We start from the raw sequence: 15318 nt of genomic DNA, 5'->3' as shown, positions 1-15318 counted from the left end.
CTGCCCCTTGAACACTGGCACGCATGGCTGCAAGACCCCACGCTCGCCGACGCAATCCTCGACCGCCTCGTCCATCAAGCTCACAAGCTTGCATTGAAGGGCGATTCGATGCGAAAGAAGAACGCTCCTGATCAAAAAGTAGCCTGATCTCGAACACTCGCAGTACAATCTAAGCACTACGCAGCACCTCCCTCCTGGCCTGTTCGACTTCATCGAAACGGGCGTTCAACTTCCCCGAAATACGCACTCTCAGTACAAAGGCTCGTGGACCACCTCCTCGCAGACTTCTCGCCGGGTGCCGACGCGAAGAACTAGATTGCCCATGAGCTGTCGCCTCTGGCAAAGAGCGATTGTCGCGCGCACGAACCCTTCTCAATGCGCGAAGTTGGGTTGCCCAAATGCGGCTACCTAAGCGATTCGGCCACTCATAAAATCGATACCACGAACCCTGCGGCGCCTCTCCTCAGGTGATTTTCGCGTGAAGAGTCGGGTAGTTCGCGTCTAGCGCGACTCTCTGGCGGCGTGTTGAACCACGTGCATACAACAGCACCTTCTTCACTCTTCTCTTGTGAGTAAGAGCCTGTTGGGCACTCAAGAGGCAAGTGCCCAGCCTCTTTTATCCGACCACCTTGAGTGGGATTCGACCTATGAAGAACGAGACGCCCACCTCGTGCGCGAAGGCAGCGCATACCGCTTTGCGACCGGAATCCGCGGAGCGCCCTGCGCCTCAGTCAGCGTGCGGGAAAGCCGGTGAATCTGTAGTCGTGGACGAACGTGCCAATACATACGACTGGATGTCGCACCACGCGCCGTTCGAGTGTGTTGACTGGTGACGGCTCGATTCAATTTCCATCATCGTGCGGGGACCCTGGCGTGTCCGCCACTCAACAAGACCCTCGTATCTGCATGACTACCTCGAGCGACCGCCAAATCCCACCATACATCCCAGGCTATGGGGAAATCAGACCATACGCTGGCCCATCCGTCACGCCAGACTGGGTTGAGCGGCGTCCGTGTCCGGTCCGACCGGTGACCGATGGCAAGTCGAAGGTTCTACCGAATATTGAGTCTGCGCTCGAGGCCTGCGAGCTGAAAAGTGGTGACACGATTTCGTTTCATCATCACCTGCGCAATGGCGATGCGGTCCTGAACCAAGTCCTTGCCGCGGCGGCGAATAAAGGCATCAGGAATTTGACCATTGCGGCGAGCTCCTTGTTTCCTGTTCATGCACCGCTTGTTGAGCATTTGCGCAGCGGCGTCGTGGCGCGAATCTACACCGCCTACATGTCGGGTTCGGTGGCGGACTTCGTCTCTTCGGGCGCGCTCGCGACACCCGTCGTGTTTCAAACACACGGTGGACGGGCCCGAGCAATCGAGGCGGGTGAACTACAAATCGACGTGGCGTTCGTAGCCGCTCCGGCTGCCGATGAGTATGGCAATCTGAACGGTGTCGATGGGCCGGCGGCGTGTGGTCCTCTCGGATATGCGGTCGTCGATGCGCAGCACGCGCACCGCGTTGTCGCGGTGACGGACCACCTGCAACAGTACCCGCTGTGCCCTATCGACATTCATCAAGACCACGTCGACTTTGTCGTATCTGTGAATTCGATTGGGGACCCGGCAGGTATTCTCTCCGGAACGACAAAGCCGACCAGTGACCCTCTCGGACTCAAGATAGCCGAAATTGCTTCGAGAGTGATTGAGGCCTCGGGTCTGCTCAAGGACGGATTCTCGTTTCAGACTGGTGCCGGTGGAGTCTCAATTGCTGTCGCGCAGTACCTGAAGGTGTTGATGGAGCGTGACAGAATACAAGGCGGCTTCGCGGCCGGCGGTGTGACTGGCGAACTGGTCGACATGCTTGAGCGAGGCCTGTTTCGAACGATATTCGACGTCCAGTGCTTCGATTTGCGTGCGGTGGCATCGTACCGTGCGAACCGGCGACATCAAGCAATGTCTGCGTCACTGTATGCGAACCCGCACTGCCGAGGCGCCATGGTCAATCGTTTGGACGTGATGGTCCTTGGCGCATCAGAAGTCGACCTGGACTTCAACGTCAACGTGACGACAGGTGCCGACGGTTCCATACTCGGTGGCTCGGGAGGTCACGCCGACACCGCTGCGGGCTCGAAGCTCGCAATAGTAACGACTCGGCTCACATCGAAGCTGGGGCCGAAGATTCTTGACGAGGTCGGGTGTCTCACCACTCCGGGCGAGACGATAGATGTCGTGGTCACGGAGCTTGGTGCCGCAGTGAATCCGTGTCGTTCCGATTTGCTGCAACACTTCCAGCGTGCTGGCATTGAAGTCATGTCCATCAACGAGCTGCGCGACGCCGCGCACGCTTTGGCAGCAGCCCCGCCGCCACGAAATCGGGACGGGTGCATTGTTGGTGTCTTGGAGTACCGCGATGGGAGTGTCATCGACGTCATACGCTCTCGACTTTGACGGCTCATCCATTGCTGGACAGCCATCGGCAAGTCTTGGTAGCAGCCATCCACGAGCGCTCAATATTCAAAAGCTTATTTGGTCCCGGGTGAGCAGCGATACGCTGAGCGCGTGTATCTGCTGGACTACAGGCTTCCGATAGTCGAGAAACCAGCCACGATGAAGGTTGAAGAGCTGTACAAGCTCCGCTTCGACTTGAGGGAACGGCAAATCAAGCGCCCTTATTGCGACCATGCGGCAGGCTTCGATTAGCTGCGCGCGCTCGAGCCAATCGCATTCAGCGCCGTTAGAACTCAGCCACATCTGTGCCGTCTCGATGAGAGGTTCGGCGCGCAACCATTCACCACTACGAGCAAATGCGAAGAGCTGACCGACCACCAGAAAGGTAAGCAGCTCCGCTTTTGTTTCGTTATCCAGTTTCTTCATTTCCCGGCGTCTCCCTCGCGCGTGCCAGAAACAACTTGCCCGCCTACCTTCGTTCCCGGATATACTGTACATCTATACAGTATTTTTGTCAGGTCATGGAGCCGGTCTGGGAATACAAGTGGGCTGTCTGGGACGGGGTCAAAACCCGCTTCGTACCCACACCGGTATGGCTTACCGACGAGGAGGCGCGGTCGGACTGGTACGCGTACGACATGTGCGTGTACCGGCTCGACCACACGAAGCGAGACCGGATACACTCGGCCGGGCCGGGGGTGGACCCACCGGCCGCCGACGTGCCGTGGCATCGCGACCGCCGCTTGCGCGCCGAACCGTGCAGGTACGGCCTGCCGCCGTTCGTCACGCCGCTCGACGACGAACTAAGACGCCTCTGGAACCGGCATCCGCGGGAGGAGGTAGCTCGACTCGCTCTCGAGGTCCAGTGCGGGCGATACGCCATCTCCGAACTCGAGGCGAATGCAGCCGAGGGCTACTGGCACCTGCAGAAGGACTACGCGACCGTCGCGGAAGCACGCAAGTCCTTGGGTCGCCTGCGCAGGCGCCTGATGCAGGAGTTGCAAAGAATTGGCCCCATCAAGTGGGAGCGGCGGTGACGGAATGTCGGTGCCACGGCAAGACCCGCGAACTGCAAATGCGGCAAGAAGCAGGTCAAGGGGCGGGCGTGGGCCATCACATAGCCTGTTTCCACGCCATCGCTTCACCCTTGGCATCGCGCTGTCACACGCCGACGACGTATTCGTAGAACCAGTCGTTGAACGCGCCGAAGCCTCGCACGGTCAGCCCGAGTCGATGTGCATTCTCACACGTACGCACTAGCATCCAGCACGCGGCCTCCTCAAGGTCGGCATCGAAGTCTGGCGCGTCGCCCTTGTCAAAGTGCCGCAGCGCGTTGCTGACCCGATTCTCCGCATCCGTGAATGCGCCCTTGTCCAGCGACTCGCCATGCAGTGCCGTGTGCACGAGGTCGGTCGCCTCGAATTTCCAGTCCAGCACCGCCGACTTGCCGGCGTGCCGCAATGCCTGGCCCAGCACACGTTCGGCTGCGCTGGCCAGCGTGATGGCGGATGCAAAGCGCTGGCGCACCAGGAACGCGTCGAGCGCCATCTCCAGTTGCTCAAGCGCGAGGTCGATGCGGTTGCAGGTTTGTGACGTCACGCTCATGCTCCCGGGACGGAATACGAATGCCTCAGTCTATCGCCAATGCGTTTCCGAGGATAATTCGACGGCCAATTGTCGAAACGCCGTCCGCGCTTGCTGCCAGTGAACCTGCAGTCGCGCGAAGCCCGCGCGCCGTACGCGTCGCGTTTCAACGTCTGCGCTGCTTCCTCCTCAGATGGGCGTCGTCGTCTTCAGGCTCTCCCGCACCTCACGCAGTGCGCGGCGCAGCTCTTTCGCGTCGACCTCCAAGTCTGTAAACACGGCCTTCGTGTTATCGCGCATGTGCACCTCGCGCGCGCCATCCTTAACCGTGCCGTACTTCAACTGCAATGGGTTCAGTTTCTCAACGTGCGTTGACGGCGGACGGATGCCATAGATAACGGTGTCCTGCTTAACCACCTCAGCGATGTAGCACAGGATGCCATCAGGCGACTTATCCAAGCTCATGCGCTCTGCAGCGTGCGCCCAGACTGAGTCTTGCGCACGGGCCTCGCTGTAGATGATTTCGGCTGCCTTTCGAAGTGACACGCGCCCTCCCCAGCGCAAGTACCAGATGCTTTCCCACTTGCGACCGTAGTTGCCAGGCCAGCGCAGCCACTGGAAAAACGCCACAAGGATAAGCGCCCCTGTCAGCCACCAGCATGTTTTGGCCCAAGCGCGACTGTGCACGTCGCCTAGCGTCAGCGCCGTGCTAACCAGGAACATCAAGATGGCTTGTACTGCGGGGTTCGCGAGCATCTCGGTCCTCTTCTCGTCGTTTGCGCTTTCGCGCTCGGGCAGGCTTTCCGGCGCCGGCGTGTCAGTCACGTTGCCTGCTACGGAGTCAACAGTTGTGGGCCCCGGCCTGGTTACGTCGCCACGCAGTTCTCACAGTGCGAACAATTCATTTGCCGGATGCCTCACGTCGAAATTCATAGCCTCCACGGCCTGACGATGACGGAGACTGAACCGTCGAAGAGTACGCTCGAGCAGTCCGCTCGCGTAGGATGACAGCTCATAACGTTGCAGCATTTCCTTCACCACGTCGATATGTCCAAAAAATAGCAAGGAGTTAAGTACGTGCTCCAACGCCAGTGGCTTATCGATGAGGTAGAAGGCGGATTGGCACAGTCTCGCTTCCCCAGCATCACGGGCAACCACGAGGTCGCGAATAGATAGCTCTCGTTCTCTTTCAAATTCCTCAGTATGTCTTGAGTTGTTCCTAGAGAAGTAGTACAGAGCCCTCATCTCGCCGAGCGCTTCTGCGGATATATTAGCCATAAGGTCCGGCCAAGTTTCGGCTCGCAACGCCGCGCGCGCACGTATTCCCTCGAGCAACCCTGAATCGTCGTTCTTGACCTCGGCATCGAGTAACGCGTCACGCCCTTCTGGCGCCGGCGCATGTCGCTTCTTCAAATCATCAACATCAATAAATTTGCACCACGTATCGAAATAGAGAGTGAGTTGCGTGGCCTTCAAATGAGCGAGCGGACGAGGAACCTCAAGAATGGCGGCCATTTCGATGTTCGCCTCGATGAGCCTCACTGCTCGGGAGAACTCATTGGAACTGATATCGAAGTGCGCCCGAATCTCGGCCTTCGCTACATCGAACGCTTCTGTCCCCCATGCGGCTCTCGGGGGCAGCCGGTAGCTTATGCACACAAGGTCGAATCGCGAAAGGCGTGCAGTGTAGCTTCTGTGTCGATATTCATCACCAAGAAAATCCGCTTGGTAGTTCAGCGTTTTCAGGTCTGCAATCAACTTTGGGAACTTTCTCCACAGGACTCCGAGGTTGATTATCGCAAGCTCAGTTAGGTGTTTTTGGTTCTCCCGGCCAAACGGATAACGGAAGACCTGTCCCGTGGCATCCACTGCTGCAAAATCTGATATAGCCGTGTCTAGTGGCTCGATAACCGTCTTATAGCGCCAGTCGAGTGCGACCGCATGCTCTTTAAAATAGCGCCACAATTTCCCGATATCATGTGATGTCTGGACGTCGATATCTGGCAGACAATAAGCGTGATGAACAAGTGGGCGCAGTGAGTCGATAGCTGCCTTGATGTACAGCTCTATCGCATGACGCATGTTGAAGCAGATAGGGTACACAAAGGTGTCCGTCGGATGCTTCAGCCCTCGGTGACTTAGAACCTGCTCGAGTAGAACCTGTGCGGCATTTGCAAAGCCTGCCGCATAATCCACGATGTCGGGCGAGCCGTTATCACCCACGCAAGCGTTCGCCCACGACGGCTCTGCGTTTCTGAACGTTTCGTTGGCAGGGTTCTGCGACATGTCGTATTGCAATAGTTAGCGGTCGGAGCATGATTTTACGCAACAGCTACGGTTTCGCCATGCCCGAATGCGCTTCAACCCCCTTCCCCCTGCTCCCGTAACGCTCGAACGTCACGAGCGCCAAAGCGAAGCCGAGGAAACTCGCCTAGTTCGCGCGCGGCATCGAAGACCTGAAAATAGGCTCCGAGGAAACTCCCTTGATTCGGGCAGAAAGTCGTATATTTATGCAACTCAGCATGGTCGAGCGCGATACACGGCAGGTTCGTCTCATCGAACGCGCTGAACAAAGACTTGCTGTACTCGGCGTAGGTGTCGACGAACAGCTCTCGCACAATAACCAACGACAGAAGATGGTGCTTACTGATGTCTACACAGACCTCCCCTTCGCCAACAATCATGCGAAACGGCCGTGTGGAATCCGCGTAGCCCACGGCACCTACAACCTGCTTCAGAGCGTCGTTTACCTGATGCACCGACATCAGCTTCTTTCTTTTCAGGGTGCGCTGTAGCGTTTTCTCCGTATTCGGCGAGTCCTTCGCCTGCACAATCAGACACAGGTCGTCGGTTATGATGATGACGTCCGCAATTTCTTCCCTGTCGTAGTGGCGCCTCGGCGCGTGGTAAATCTGCTCAGGCTTGAAGACCCGCTGGAGTATCAAAATGATGTCAAGCTCCTGGAACGCTCCTGGCTCTCCTCTCTCCAAGGAAGTGAATGCATACCCCTGACTGCCGTGAAACTGGTACATCTGTGGCCGCGTGTCGGCTATCGTCAAGTCTTCTGGAAACAAAGGCTCCTCAAATCGCACGACAATCGCGTCAGCGTCGTCAGCCGCTGTTCTGAGGCCAAACCACATGTTCGCCTGCTCATGCGCGTGACCGAAGCTTGAATCACTTAGCTGGGGAAACCTGACGTGTTCCAGGCGCATCTTCGCCATGAGAGGAACATCGACCTCGGCTCTATAACCTAACAGCTCACGATTCTGCTCATCAAATATGTGGACCAGAATCTCGCGCCTGCTCGACAGATGCAGAAGGTCGAGGGATGGGGCGTCATCCGTGAGGAGACGCCATAACGTCAGCGGACAATCCTCGTCGTCAAAAAATGCGCACATCAGCCCTATCGTTGAATGCCCGTTCAGTTCAATAGGAACCACGTAAATCTTGAACCCTCGATTCATCTTCGCCGCCAGGAGATAGGACACCGACATCTTCAAGATGAGCCGCGTCGTGTCCTATTCCGGCGCTCGTACACAATGGATTCCGTCGGGATAACCAAGGACCTCTCGATAAAGTTCTGGTCGTTCTATCGAAAGCACTGTCCAGTACCTCGCAGTTCAGAATCTAACTTCCGTACGCACCAAGCGCGCACGCAAAGAGAATCGCGGCTCGCTCGAGAGCGCTCGCGTCGATGCCGCTGCAGACCGAAGCACGGCAATGTGTCTCACTCACCGCGGCCATCAGCCACGCCCCCCTTCTTTTCTGGTTTGCTCCTAGAGGCTGCACGCCGCGTACCGCTGACCTTCTTTGCCGAATGGATGCAAAGTACGTTCTGGACGAAGCGGATTCCGGAGTTACGTGCGGCGAGCGCAGCAATCAGATACTGCACTGCGAAGACCATCGCAGACCACGCGATAGCCGTGAATGTGTTGCCGAACAGAAAAAGCCCAAGCGCTACCAGCGGCACAAGCAACAGCGACATCGCAGCGATGTCCCGGAACATCAGATATTTCTGGTGGCTCTCGAGCACCGATACTTCGTTCTCCACCTGCTTGTAGAGCCGATACCACGTCGAATTTTGGTCGCGCTCATCACTCGGGAAAGCCCCCACATTTTTCTTCAGCGCATCGACGTCAATCCGCGTATCGGTCTGGGCGTACACGGAGAAGGCACGCGAACCAGGCATCGGGTTACGAAGGCGCCAGAATACGAGAATCGCCTTCTGCGAGTGCGAGAGCAGGTACGAAAGAAAAATAATGGGAACAGGCAAGAAAATTGACAGGCCCGTTCGTAGCGCCATTCCCTTATCCGCAGTGAAGTCGTCGATGGGGTGATGAAACGCGATGACCAGCAATATGATGACATCGAAGATGCCAACGCCGACGAGCCAGACCATATTGCGCGCTTTCAACGACTTTCCAGATGATGCTACTCGTGCAACTTGCTGTAGAGCGTCCATGTATTTCCCCGCAGTGTCGAGTATCGAAGCCGTGCGACCTTTAAGCTGGCGTGCCATCGCGGACCAGCGCAGCGTAACCTTGCGGGTGGCGAATGAGCAGAACTGCCGCGTGACGTATTTGTCCATCAAGCGATTTCGCGGTATCCCTGTCCATCTGTGATGGACCACTCACCGCCAAATGGCTATGCCATGTCCCCAGGCTCCAGAGCGTGTGTCCACCAAGCGCTTCGTAGCCGCGAATCGTGTCGAGAGTTCCTTCGACCCCGAGCACGAAACGCGCAGGCGAGCGCGTGCTGTCAGGCGACGCAGGGAGGACGTCTGTGATGAATATCTCTCTCGTGAGCGCGGAGACATTTCCCACGATAAGGCCGCCAGTCTCGACCGTAGGATGCTCAGCAACATCGGCGACAATTTTCTTATGCGCCCTATCAAGCACGCGCACAGTCCACGTCTTCCCGTCGAACACCTCCGCCACATGCGTTGCGCCAACCTCGTCGTGAACCCACGTGATAGACATCCCATCGTCACCGACTGAAGCGACGGACGCCATGCCCGTCTCTGGCAAGCCGGCCTCGTCGTAGTGATGCAGTCTCTGACCAATACCAGCTGCGACGAGCGAGACTCGAGCGTCAGACGTGGGAATAGTGACCGAGTGGCAGCCGATACCGATTTCGAGAATGTTCGCCGCCGCGGTTACTCCCGCATCGCGCAAAAACCCGAGCGAGCGTAGTCGCTCGTACGCGTGATACAGCAGGTCGACCGTCGACGGATTTCTGCCTTCTCCTTCCACGGTCATGAATGCTGCATCGCCATGATGGATGAGAGCCCCCTCAATGACGCGTGCGTCAAATTTCGCCTTCGCGAAAAAGTCGCGCACAGCTGGCGAGCCTGTCGTGTTCACCACCAGCGATTTCTCGCCACGGAAAAAATCTCGGTACTTAGCTGCATTGAAGTCCAGCCCGCGAATGTCAGATGCGACAAACTTCGGGCGCTTTGACGCAAAGCTCTCCATGATTTGCGCCAGCCTCTCCGCTTTTCCGTGCAAGTTATCTACGTCGTCCGGCAAGAGTGCGTGGCGCGCCACGTTGTGCGCAACAACAAGCTTCTCGTCAATAAGCAACGCTGCCTTGCCGCCCGCGCGTGCGACGTGCATGGCAACCTTCGAACCGAGGCTTCCGCATCCTGCGAACGTCAGCTGCAATTCCTTCGATTGCTCTTGCAGCGCCGAAGTCCGCCTCAGCAGCTTCGAAGAGATGGGAGATGAGAAAGCAACGGCACTGACCGGCGTTGTATCGTCAACAGACAGCTTCGTCGGCAGTGAGTGTTGCATCTTGTAGCCGAGCATCTCAAACTGGCTCTGGGTACCGATAATGTTTGTGGGCCGGCGCACCGGAAAGGCAAAATACAAGAGCACCTCGACCTTGTAGTTCGACGATGCAAGCGTGCGGTTAAAGTTGCTCACGAAATCGTCTAGCGCAACTCGGCACCCCCACTCGGCGGCCTGCTCGGCAAGCTCCGCGAATGTCGTGACGGTATCAGCCTTGTATCGCTCATGAACAAGCGGTTGCTCACCAGGAGCAGCTTGGGGCCAGCAAAAGACCAGAGGTACGCGCCCGCGAAACGCCCTTTCGCTCACGCCAAGCGTTTTCAGCCACTCTTGCATGAAGGACTTGTCGCCGACCGGGAACTTCTGTTGTGGGTCACGCGCTAACGACCAGCGGCCGTCTTTGCTCCAGCACGTCATGCACATGAATAAGCGCCACCCGCCGAACGGTGGCTTGTCGAAATATCCTGCGGGGTCCATCTCGACAAAGTTGAAGCCTACGTCCCTTCGGCTCGGCTCCCAGCCCTTCTCATTGATGGCCAGCTCATCGACCGCAGCTTTGTTCAACCAATCCGACATCTGGTCGACAAGGCGAAAGAAGCCGTCTGAATGCATTACATCAAGCTTATCGCCGAACGTAGTGCATGGGGGCACCCGACTTCCGCGCTTGTGCAGATAGATATGCGGTAACGCGTCCGGAAAATCCTCGCGCAACGTGAATCGCGGAGCCCTATCCGGAAACCCGGACGGAAACTCGACGAGCACTTCCTCTCGCGCTCGAACACCGTTCGGACTCGCGCCCGCGGCGGCCCAACGCGACGGCAGGTCAACGAGAAACGTCGCGTAGACGTTTGCACCACCGCCAGAAGTTTCTTCGACCTTTACCGACTCGACCGCAGGATGCGCCTCGAGCAGCTGGATTGCACCCTGCAGTAGAGCGTCCATAGCGACCCCGTCTTAGCCGTGCGACAAGGGCTTCGAGCCGAACGCTGCGGCGGCACCAGCCGCTGCAGGGGCCGCCGCAACCTTCCATTTCGCCTTGACGCCACCCGACATGACTTCGAACACCATCGGCTCGGGATTTTTCTCGTTGGGATGGGCCGAGGTGTTCACAAACTTGCCCGAGGGCTCCTTCGCGATAGCTTCGTACTCGCACTTCGCACGGATGCAAGGCGGGTCATTGTCGTCGTCGAGAATCAGGTTGCTGCTGGCGACGATGTAAGCGCCCGCACGCGTCTGCGACAGCGCTTTGCGCGCGTCGGAAGACACTTCAGCGTCCTCCTTCTTCTTGCTCCAGCTGTGCCACGAGAGCGTGTGCCACGAGCAATGGTGAGGCGTCGACAGCAAGTCGTACTCGAGCGCCGTCGTGTCGTCCTTGTGGCGTTTCCACTGCTTCTCCCAGATGTACACCTCTGCATCGCCGCCCGACAGGAACTTCACGGCGTCCGAGACTGCTCCCGTGCCGATGGAGTAGTTGATGATGATGCTCGACTCGTTCTTCGAGAGTTCATCGGCATCGTGCTCGTCGTCAGCAGGCATCGGCGCCAGAAGCAACGCGCTGAAGTTCTCCTGCTCTTTCCCGGCCACCGCCGTGATGCGCTCATCGGTCTTAACGACGATGTCGAGAATGTCGTCGGTCTTGCCGTCCGTGTCCTCGCCCATAATCAAGATGCGGTCGCCATCTTCCAGCTCCCCTTCTTCGCGGAAGAGCGCAACGCGACGCTTTGCTTCCGTGTTCCACGCGCGCGCGTCGTCGCTCAGCGTGTGGTACTTCGAAGCGCGGCGGAATACGAGCGGCGACGACCACATCTCGTGGATGACGATTTTCGACGGCTCGCCCTTCGTCGGATAGTCCGTCAGCGAGCCCAGATAGAAGTGCTCGCGCAGCCCGCGGCAGTGGTCCTGGTCCGGATGGCTCAGCACCATCACATCCACATACGGGCGTCCTTCCTCGTCAACGGCAAGTTTCTCGCGCAAATCCTTCAGCACGTCGCGCACACCGTCGCCGGGCTGCCGGATGTTGATGTCGATAAGAATCGTCCGGCCGCTGGGCAATTTGATAAGCGTCATGTCCCCATTGCCCACGGGGAAAAAGGTGACTTCTGGCGTTGCCATGGGTGACATCCTTCAAATAAGTGCGTGAAAACGCCGCCAACCATTGACGGCAACTTTTACCGCTCAAGATAGATAAATCATATTACCAAAAAACACAATATATAGAATACTTTAAACTTTAAACACCACATATTGTGCCGCATCGCAATATTTCTTTCATTTGAAAGGAAAATTGCGATGCGGACGGCATCACGCTGGTCAATTCGACCGCTTGCAGAGCATCCGAGCGCGCGCGACGCACGCATTCGCCTACGCAGCGCTTGCTGACGGGCGAGCCAGGATTTCCGCCAACGCGTCGAACCAGTTGCGGTCGTGAATCAATCGCGCGTCGTGCGCCGACGCCGACAGGATTTGCGCCTTCGTCATCTGCGAGACGATTTCCCAGCTCGCATGAGCCAGCACATAGGTGGCGTTGTTGGTGAATCGGCTTTCCAGGATGCAAATACCCTTGCGCGGGAAGCCGAATACGACGTAGTCTTCGAATCCACCCAAACCAACGGCGATGAATTCCGGGCTGTATTTGCCAACTTCCTTGAAGCGCGCCGCGACCACTTCGCGGCTCTTGCCGCGGCTCTTTTCGATGACGGTCTCAAGCGACGGCCACGCGGTCTGCCAGGGGTTCTTCCCCGGCGGCAAGAGTTTCCAGTTGAGGCGGCGGACCGGCACATCCACCGACGGGCTCATCGACGCGTCGAGCACCTCGAATGAGCCGAACTGCTCGACGAGCATGTTGGCCGTGTTCGTCGCAACTGCCGTTTGCGCATCCGTACGTTTGAACGGGCCGGCCACAACGCAATGCGCGCCGTCGGGGTCTACCGAGACCACGACCTCGGCGGAATACGGCGGAACCTTCGTGCGCGGATAGCGGTAGTACGGAACATCCTTGACCTCGGTCACCTCGACCTCACGGTCGCCGTGGCGCTGCGTATACGTCCAGCTAATCTGGCGGTACGCAGTCTCCTTCTCCTGGTCGCGATGAACAATGTCGAAGCCGTTAGCGTTTCGGCGGCTCGCAGCGCCGCGCGCCGGCGGCAGCAAACGCTCGCCGACGACCAGCGGGCGCGAAAAGCCCAGCGTCGCCAGACGAGCGGCATGCTCGGAGCGCACGCGCACGCCGAGGTAATATTTCTTGCCTTCCGGGAGATGCGACAGGTAACGATTGATGTCGCGCGTCTTGCGTTCTACTATCATCGGATTTGTCCTCGCTCGTCTGGAGCGGCGAAGCGCCAAATGCTTCGCCCACACCTAGTAAGACTCTCCAGAACGACCGCGCGGACGTCTCAACAAAAATTTTCTTCGGCAGCGTCCGTAGAGCGCGCGAGGAGAGTCTTCACCGTTAAGGGGAGTTCGGGAGCTATGAGAGAAGCCCTCGACACTGACGACCGCCTGAGTCCGGCGGAGGTCAAGCAGGAACTGGAAAATATGTCACCGGCCGAGTGGGTCCGCATCGAACGGATTGCCAGGCGAGCGTTCGCTGGTGTCGGTGCCGATTCGCACGAGGACCTGCTGCAGGAAGCTTGTGCAAAGCTCCTTGGCGGAGAGCGGGTCTGGCATCGGGGATACCCAGCCGTCCCGGCTATCGCATCGGTCTTGGACAGCATGGCCAGCAACGCTCGCAAGCGCGAAGCGAACGGTCCAATCGACGGGCACACCGTTGTGGAAAGCACCGACGTGATGGAAGCGACCGACCTGCTTGTCCGTAACGTCGAGCCAGTTCAGACACTCACCCCCGAGGTCGCGACATCCGATGCCGAGCAAGCCGCTCGCGTCGAGATGCTGCTCGCAGATGATGCGGAAGCAGCGTTGGTCGCCTGGGAATGGGCTGCAGGAAGACGCGGCAAAGAAGCCGCAGAAGCACTACAAATGGACAAGAATCAGTATGAGGCCGCCCGTAAGCGGTTGGCCCGGAAACTCGAAACTATGGAAGACGAAAGGAGGAACGGATGAGCGCATCGCGCAAGCCACAGTTCTCGTCGCGCTTTCTCGAGTCATACACGTACGAGCTGATGTCGATGTCCGACGAGGAAATCCTCGAAGGTGAGGATATCGACGCCGTGAAGCAGCGCGCCGCCAACCGCATCGCAGCAGCGAATCAAGCCGCTGGACGCAAACGAATGGAAGCAGCTAAAGCGGCTCGTCAGCAGAGGCAACATGAACCCGATGTTTCGGCTTCTGTTGTGTCGTTAGATGAAGTAAAGGCCTACATACGCGAAGCAGCGAACGACGGTCAGGTGACTCTCGCCGCTCGTCAACTCAGCGAAATGTCAGAAACCGACGCTCGACGGCTCTACGCGCAGCTCAAGCAACTTCGAGATGGACCGGGAGAAAACAATTGACTCCCGGCCAGCGCGCCGAAGCACTGGTATCCGAGTTTGGCATCTCGTCCCCATCGGAACTGGACGTCGAAGCCATTGCCTACGACGCCGGCATGGATGTTCGTTATGAGCAGCTTGATGGTTGCGAGGCGACACTCGTAGGGGTCAAGAACCAGGCAATCGCGACTATCAGGCCGTCAGGCAACCGTGGGCGCGAAAGGTTTTCCCTCGCACATGAACTCGGGCACTGGAATATGCATCGCGGTAGGTCGTTCCGCTGCCGCGTCGATGACCAGAGTGCAAACTTGGCGTCCGACGCGTCACTGGAGAAGGAAGCGGACAGCTACGCCGCGCATCTGTTGATGCCACGCTACCTGTTCGACCCCGCCATCCGCTCGGGAGCAAAAATCCCGACGTTCAAGCACATCGGCGAGGTAGCTCAAGCGTTCGAAGTCAGCATCGCAGCTGCCATCATCCGCATGGCCGAAGTCGATTCACTTCCTGTAATCGTCGCCTGCTACGACAGAGCGGGGATACGCTGGCGTGCGTTCGCCCCTCATGTGCCGCGGCGCTGGCGCCTGGTGCAGACGCTCGACGAAGACAGCTTTGCGTACGACATTGTCTATGGAGTCAAATCCACGCAAGGCTCCGGTAAACAAGAAGCGCAATCGTGGTTTTCCAACGATGAAGCGGCCAACTACGAAGTCCACGAGAATTCGATACCCGGTCGCCCGGGTGAAGTGCTGGTGATGCTGTACATGGGCGATACAAATATGTTCGAGTCACCGTACGAGCGCGAGCCCGAACGGCGCTACCAAGATGTTCGGAAGTGTCTGAATTTTTGTGTGCAAGGCAGATAAAAACCTGCCGTCTGGCAGGTCATCAATTGCATTCTACAAATGATTCCTGGTGAAGCGATCCTCGTAGAGGATCGCGAACTGGTTCATCGCGGCTTTCCAGTCATGTGCGGCACGGCTCCAGTCAGCCGTGATATTGCGCAAGGCCAGCCACAGCAGTTTGGTCGCGGCCTCGTCCGTGGGGAAGTGCCCACGCGTCTTGACGATCTTGCGTAG

At 58.0% G+C, this 15318-nt stretch carries 15 protein-coding genes and 1 pseudogene; 6 read left to right on the top strand and 10 right to left on the bottom strand.

Going from position 1 to position 15318, the window contains the following annotated elements; all coding sequences use genetic code 11:
• On the top strand, positions 1 to 147 hold a 147-nt coding region (locus tag M3I56_RS39320; protein WP_254357844.1), incomplete at its 5' end, for an ATP-binding protein.
• Between the two features lie 882 nt (positions 148 to 1029).
• The gene (gene citF / locus M3I56_RS39315) at positions 1030 to 2445 is read left to right on the top strand and encodes a citrate lyase subunit alpha (protein WP_254358486.1); all 1416 of its coding nucleotides are present in this window, start codon (positions 1030 to 1032) and stop codon (positions 2443 to 2445) included.
• Positions 2446 to 2511: 66 nt separating this feature from the next.
• Here citF and M3I56_RS39310 read toward each other — a convergent pair whose 3' ends face one another.
• Positions 2512 to 2871 (bottom strand): hypothetical protein, encoded by a 360-nt coding sequence (locus tag M3I56_RS39310; protein WP_254358485.1) that lies wholly within the window; start codon positions 2869 to 2871, stop codon positions 2512 to 2514.
• A 95-nt stretch (positions 2872 to 2966) separates the two neighbouring features.
• Here M3I56_RS39310 and M3I56_RS39305 point away from each other — a divergent pair, with 95 nt between their 5' ends.
• Positions 2967 to 3482, top strand: coding sequence for a hypothetical protein (locus M3I56_RS39305; protein ID WP_254358484.1), 516 nt, complete (start codon positions 2967 to 2969; stop codon positions 3480 to 3482).
• Positions 3483 to 3606: 124 nt separating this feature from the next.
• Here M3I56_RS39305 and M3I56_RS39300 read toward each other — a convergent pair whose 3' ends face one another.
• The 8 genes from M3I56_RS39300 to M3I56_RS39265 all read right to left on the bottom strand — a co-directional run bounded on the left by M3I56_RS39300 (position 3607) and on the right by M3I56_RS39265 (position 13175).
• Positions 3607 to 4050 (bottom strand): hypothetical protein, encoded by a 444-nt coding sequence (locus tag M3I56_RS39300; RefSeq protein WP_254358483.1) that lies wholly within the window; start codon positions 4048 to 4050, stop codon positions 3607 to 3609.
• Positions 4051 to 4218: 168 nt separating this feature from the next.
• On the bottom strand, positions 4219 to 4854 hold the full coding sequence (locus M3I56_RS39295; RefSeq protein WP_254358482.1) for a hypothetical protein: 636 nt from the start codon (positions 4852 to 4854) through the stop codon (positions 4219 to 4221).
• A gap of 60 nt (positions 4855 to 4914) precedes the next feature.
• Positions 4915 to 6315, bottom strand: coding sequence for a hypothetical protein (locus tag M3I56_RS39290; RefSeq protein WP_254358481.1), 1401 nt, complete (start codon positions 6313 to 6315; stop codon positions 4915 to 4917).
• A 74-nt stretch (positions 6316 to 6389) separates the two neighbouring features.
• Positions 6390 to 7517: a hypothetical protein gene (locus tag M3I56_RS39285; RefSeq protein WP_254358480.1), complete on the bottom strand. Its 1128-nt coding sequence runs from the start codon at positions 7515 to 7517 to the stop codon at positions 6390 to 6392.
• Positions 7518 to 7756: 239 nt separating this feature from the next.
• Positions 7757 to 8617: a hypothetical protein gene (locus M3I56_RS39280; protein WP_254358479.1), complete on the bottom strand. Its 861-nt coding sequence runs from the start codon at positions 8615 to 8617 to the stop codon at positions 7757 to 7759.
• Positions 8532 to 10760 (bottom strand): Mov34/MPN/PAD-1 family protein, encoded by a 2229-nt coding sequence (locus tag M3I56_RS39275; RefSeq protein ID WP_254358478.1) that lies wholly within the window; start codon positions 10758 to 10760, stop codon positions 8532 to 8534. Before M3I56_RS39275 ends, M3I56_RS39280 begins: the two co-directional genes overlap by 86 nt.
• Before the next feature lie 12 nt (positions 10761 to 10772).
• Positions 10773 to 11930, bottom strand: coding sequence for a metallohydrolase (locus tag M3I56_RS39270; RefSeq protein WP_254358477.1), 1158 nt, complete (start codon positions 11928 to 11930; stop codon positions 10773 to 10775).
• A 249-nt stretch (positions 11931 to 12179) separates the two neighbouring features.
• Positions 12180 to 13175 carry a hypothetical protein gene (locus tag M3I56_RS39265; protein WP_254358476.1) on the bottom strand — a complete coding sequence of 332 codons (996 nt, stop codon included), beginning with the start codon at positions 13173 to 13175 and terminating at the stop codon, positions 12180 to 12182.
• 111 nt (positions 13176 to 13286) lie between these two features.
• Between M3I56_RS39265 and M3I56_RS39260 the strand changes: the two genes are divergently transcribed.
• Genes M3I56_RS39260 through M3I56_RS39250 form a run of 3 tightly spaced genes read left to right on the top strand, consistent with a single transcriptional unit; the run spans position 13287 to position 15105 of the window.
• The gene (locus M3I56_RS39260; protein ID WP_254358475.1) at positions 13287 to 13877 is read left to right on the top strand and encodes a hypothetical protein; all 591 of its coding nucleotides are present in this window, start codon (positions 13287 to 13289) and stop codon (positions 13875 to 13877) included.
• The gene (locus M3I56_RS39255; protein ID WP_254358474.1) at positions 13874 to 14266 is read left to right on the top strand and encodes a hypothetical protein; all 393 of its coding nucleotides are present in this window, start codon (positions 13874 to 13876) and stop codon (positions 14264 to 14266) included. Before M3I56_RS39260 ends, M3I56_RS39255 begins: the two co-directional genes overlap by 4 nt.
• Positions 14263 to 15105, top strand: coding sequence for an ImmA/IrrE family metallo-endopeptidase (locus tag M3I56_RS39250; RefSeq protein ID WP_254358473.1), 843 nt, complete (start codon positions 14263 to 14265; stop codon positions 15103 to 15105). Before M3I56_RS39255 ends, M3I56_RS39250 begins: the two co-directional genes overlap by 4 nt.
• A gap of 33 nt (positions 15106 to 15138) precedes the next feature.
• Here M3I56_RS39250 and M3I56_RS39245 read toward each other — a convergent pair.
• A pseudogene (locus M3I56_RS39245) lies at positions 15139 to 15318 on the bottom strand (IS256 family transposase); the annotation flags it as partial.

The organism is Paraburkholderia sp. CNPSo 3281 (genome assembly GCF_024206515.1).
GTDB classification, from domain to species: domain Bacteria; phylum Pseudomonadota; class Gammaproteobacteria; order Burkholderiales; family Burkholderiaceae; genus Paraburkholderia; species Paraburkholderia nodosa.
Note: the sequence above shows the minus strand (reverse complement) of the source record. Positions and strands in the feature narration are given on the sequence as shown.

Excerpts from the sequence above, each read along its gene's own strand:
- M3I56_RS39310 (WP_254358485.1), bottom strand. The coding sequence starts at position 2,871 with ATGAAGAAACTGGATAACGAAACAAAAGCGGAGCTGCTTACCTTTCTG.
- M3I56_RS39305 (WP_254358484.1), top strand. The coding sequence starts at position 2,967 with ATGGAGCCGGTCTGGGAATACAAGTGGGCTGTCTGGGACGGGGTCAAA.
- M3I56_RS39300 (WP_254358483.1), bottom strand. The coding sequence starts at position 4,050 with ATGAGCGTGACGTCACAAACCTGCAACCGCATCGACCTCGCGCTTGAG.
- M3I56_RS39290 (WP_254358481.1), bottom strand. The coding sequence starts at position 6,315 with ATGTCGCAGAACCCTGCCAACGAAACGTTCAGAAACGCAGAGCCGTCG.
- M3I56_RS39280 (WP_254358479.1), bottom strand. The coding sequence starts at position 8,617 with ATGGACAAATACGTCACGCGGCAGTTCTGCTCATTCGCCACCCGCAAG.
- M3I56_RS39275 (WP_254358478.1), bottom strand. The coding sequence starts at position 10,760 with ATGGACGCTCTACTGCAGGGTGCAATCCAGCTGCTCGAGGCGCATCCT.
- M3I56_RS39270 (WP_254358477.1), bottom strand. The coding sequence starts at position 11,930 with ATGGCAACGCCAGAAGTCACCTTTTTCCCCGTGGGCAATGGGGACATG.
- M3I56_RS39260 (WP_254358475.1), top strand. The coding sequence starts at position 13,287 with ATGAGAGAAGCCCTCGACACTGACGACCGCCTGAGTCCGGCGGAGGTC.
- M3I56_RS39255 (WP_254358474.1), top strand. The coding sequence starts at position 13,874 with ATGAGCGCATCGCGCAAGCCACAGTTCTCGTCGCGCTTTCTCGAGTCA.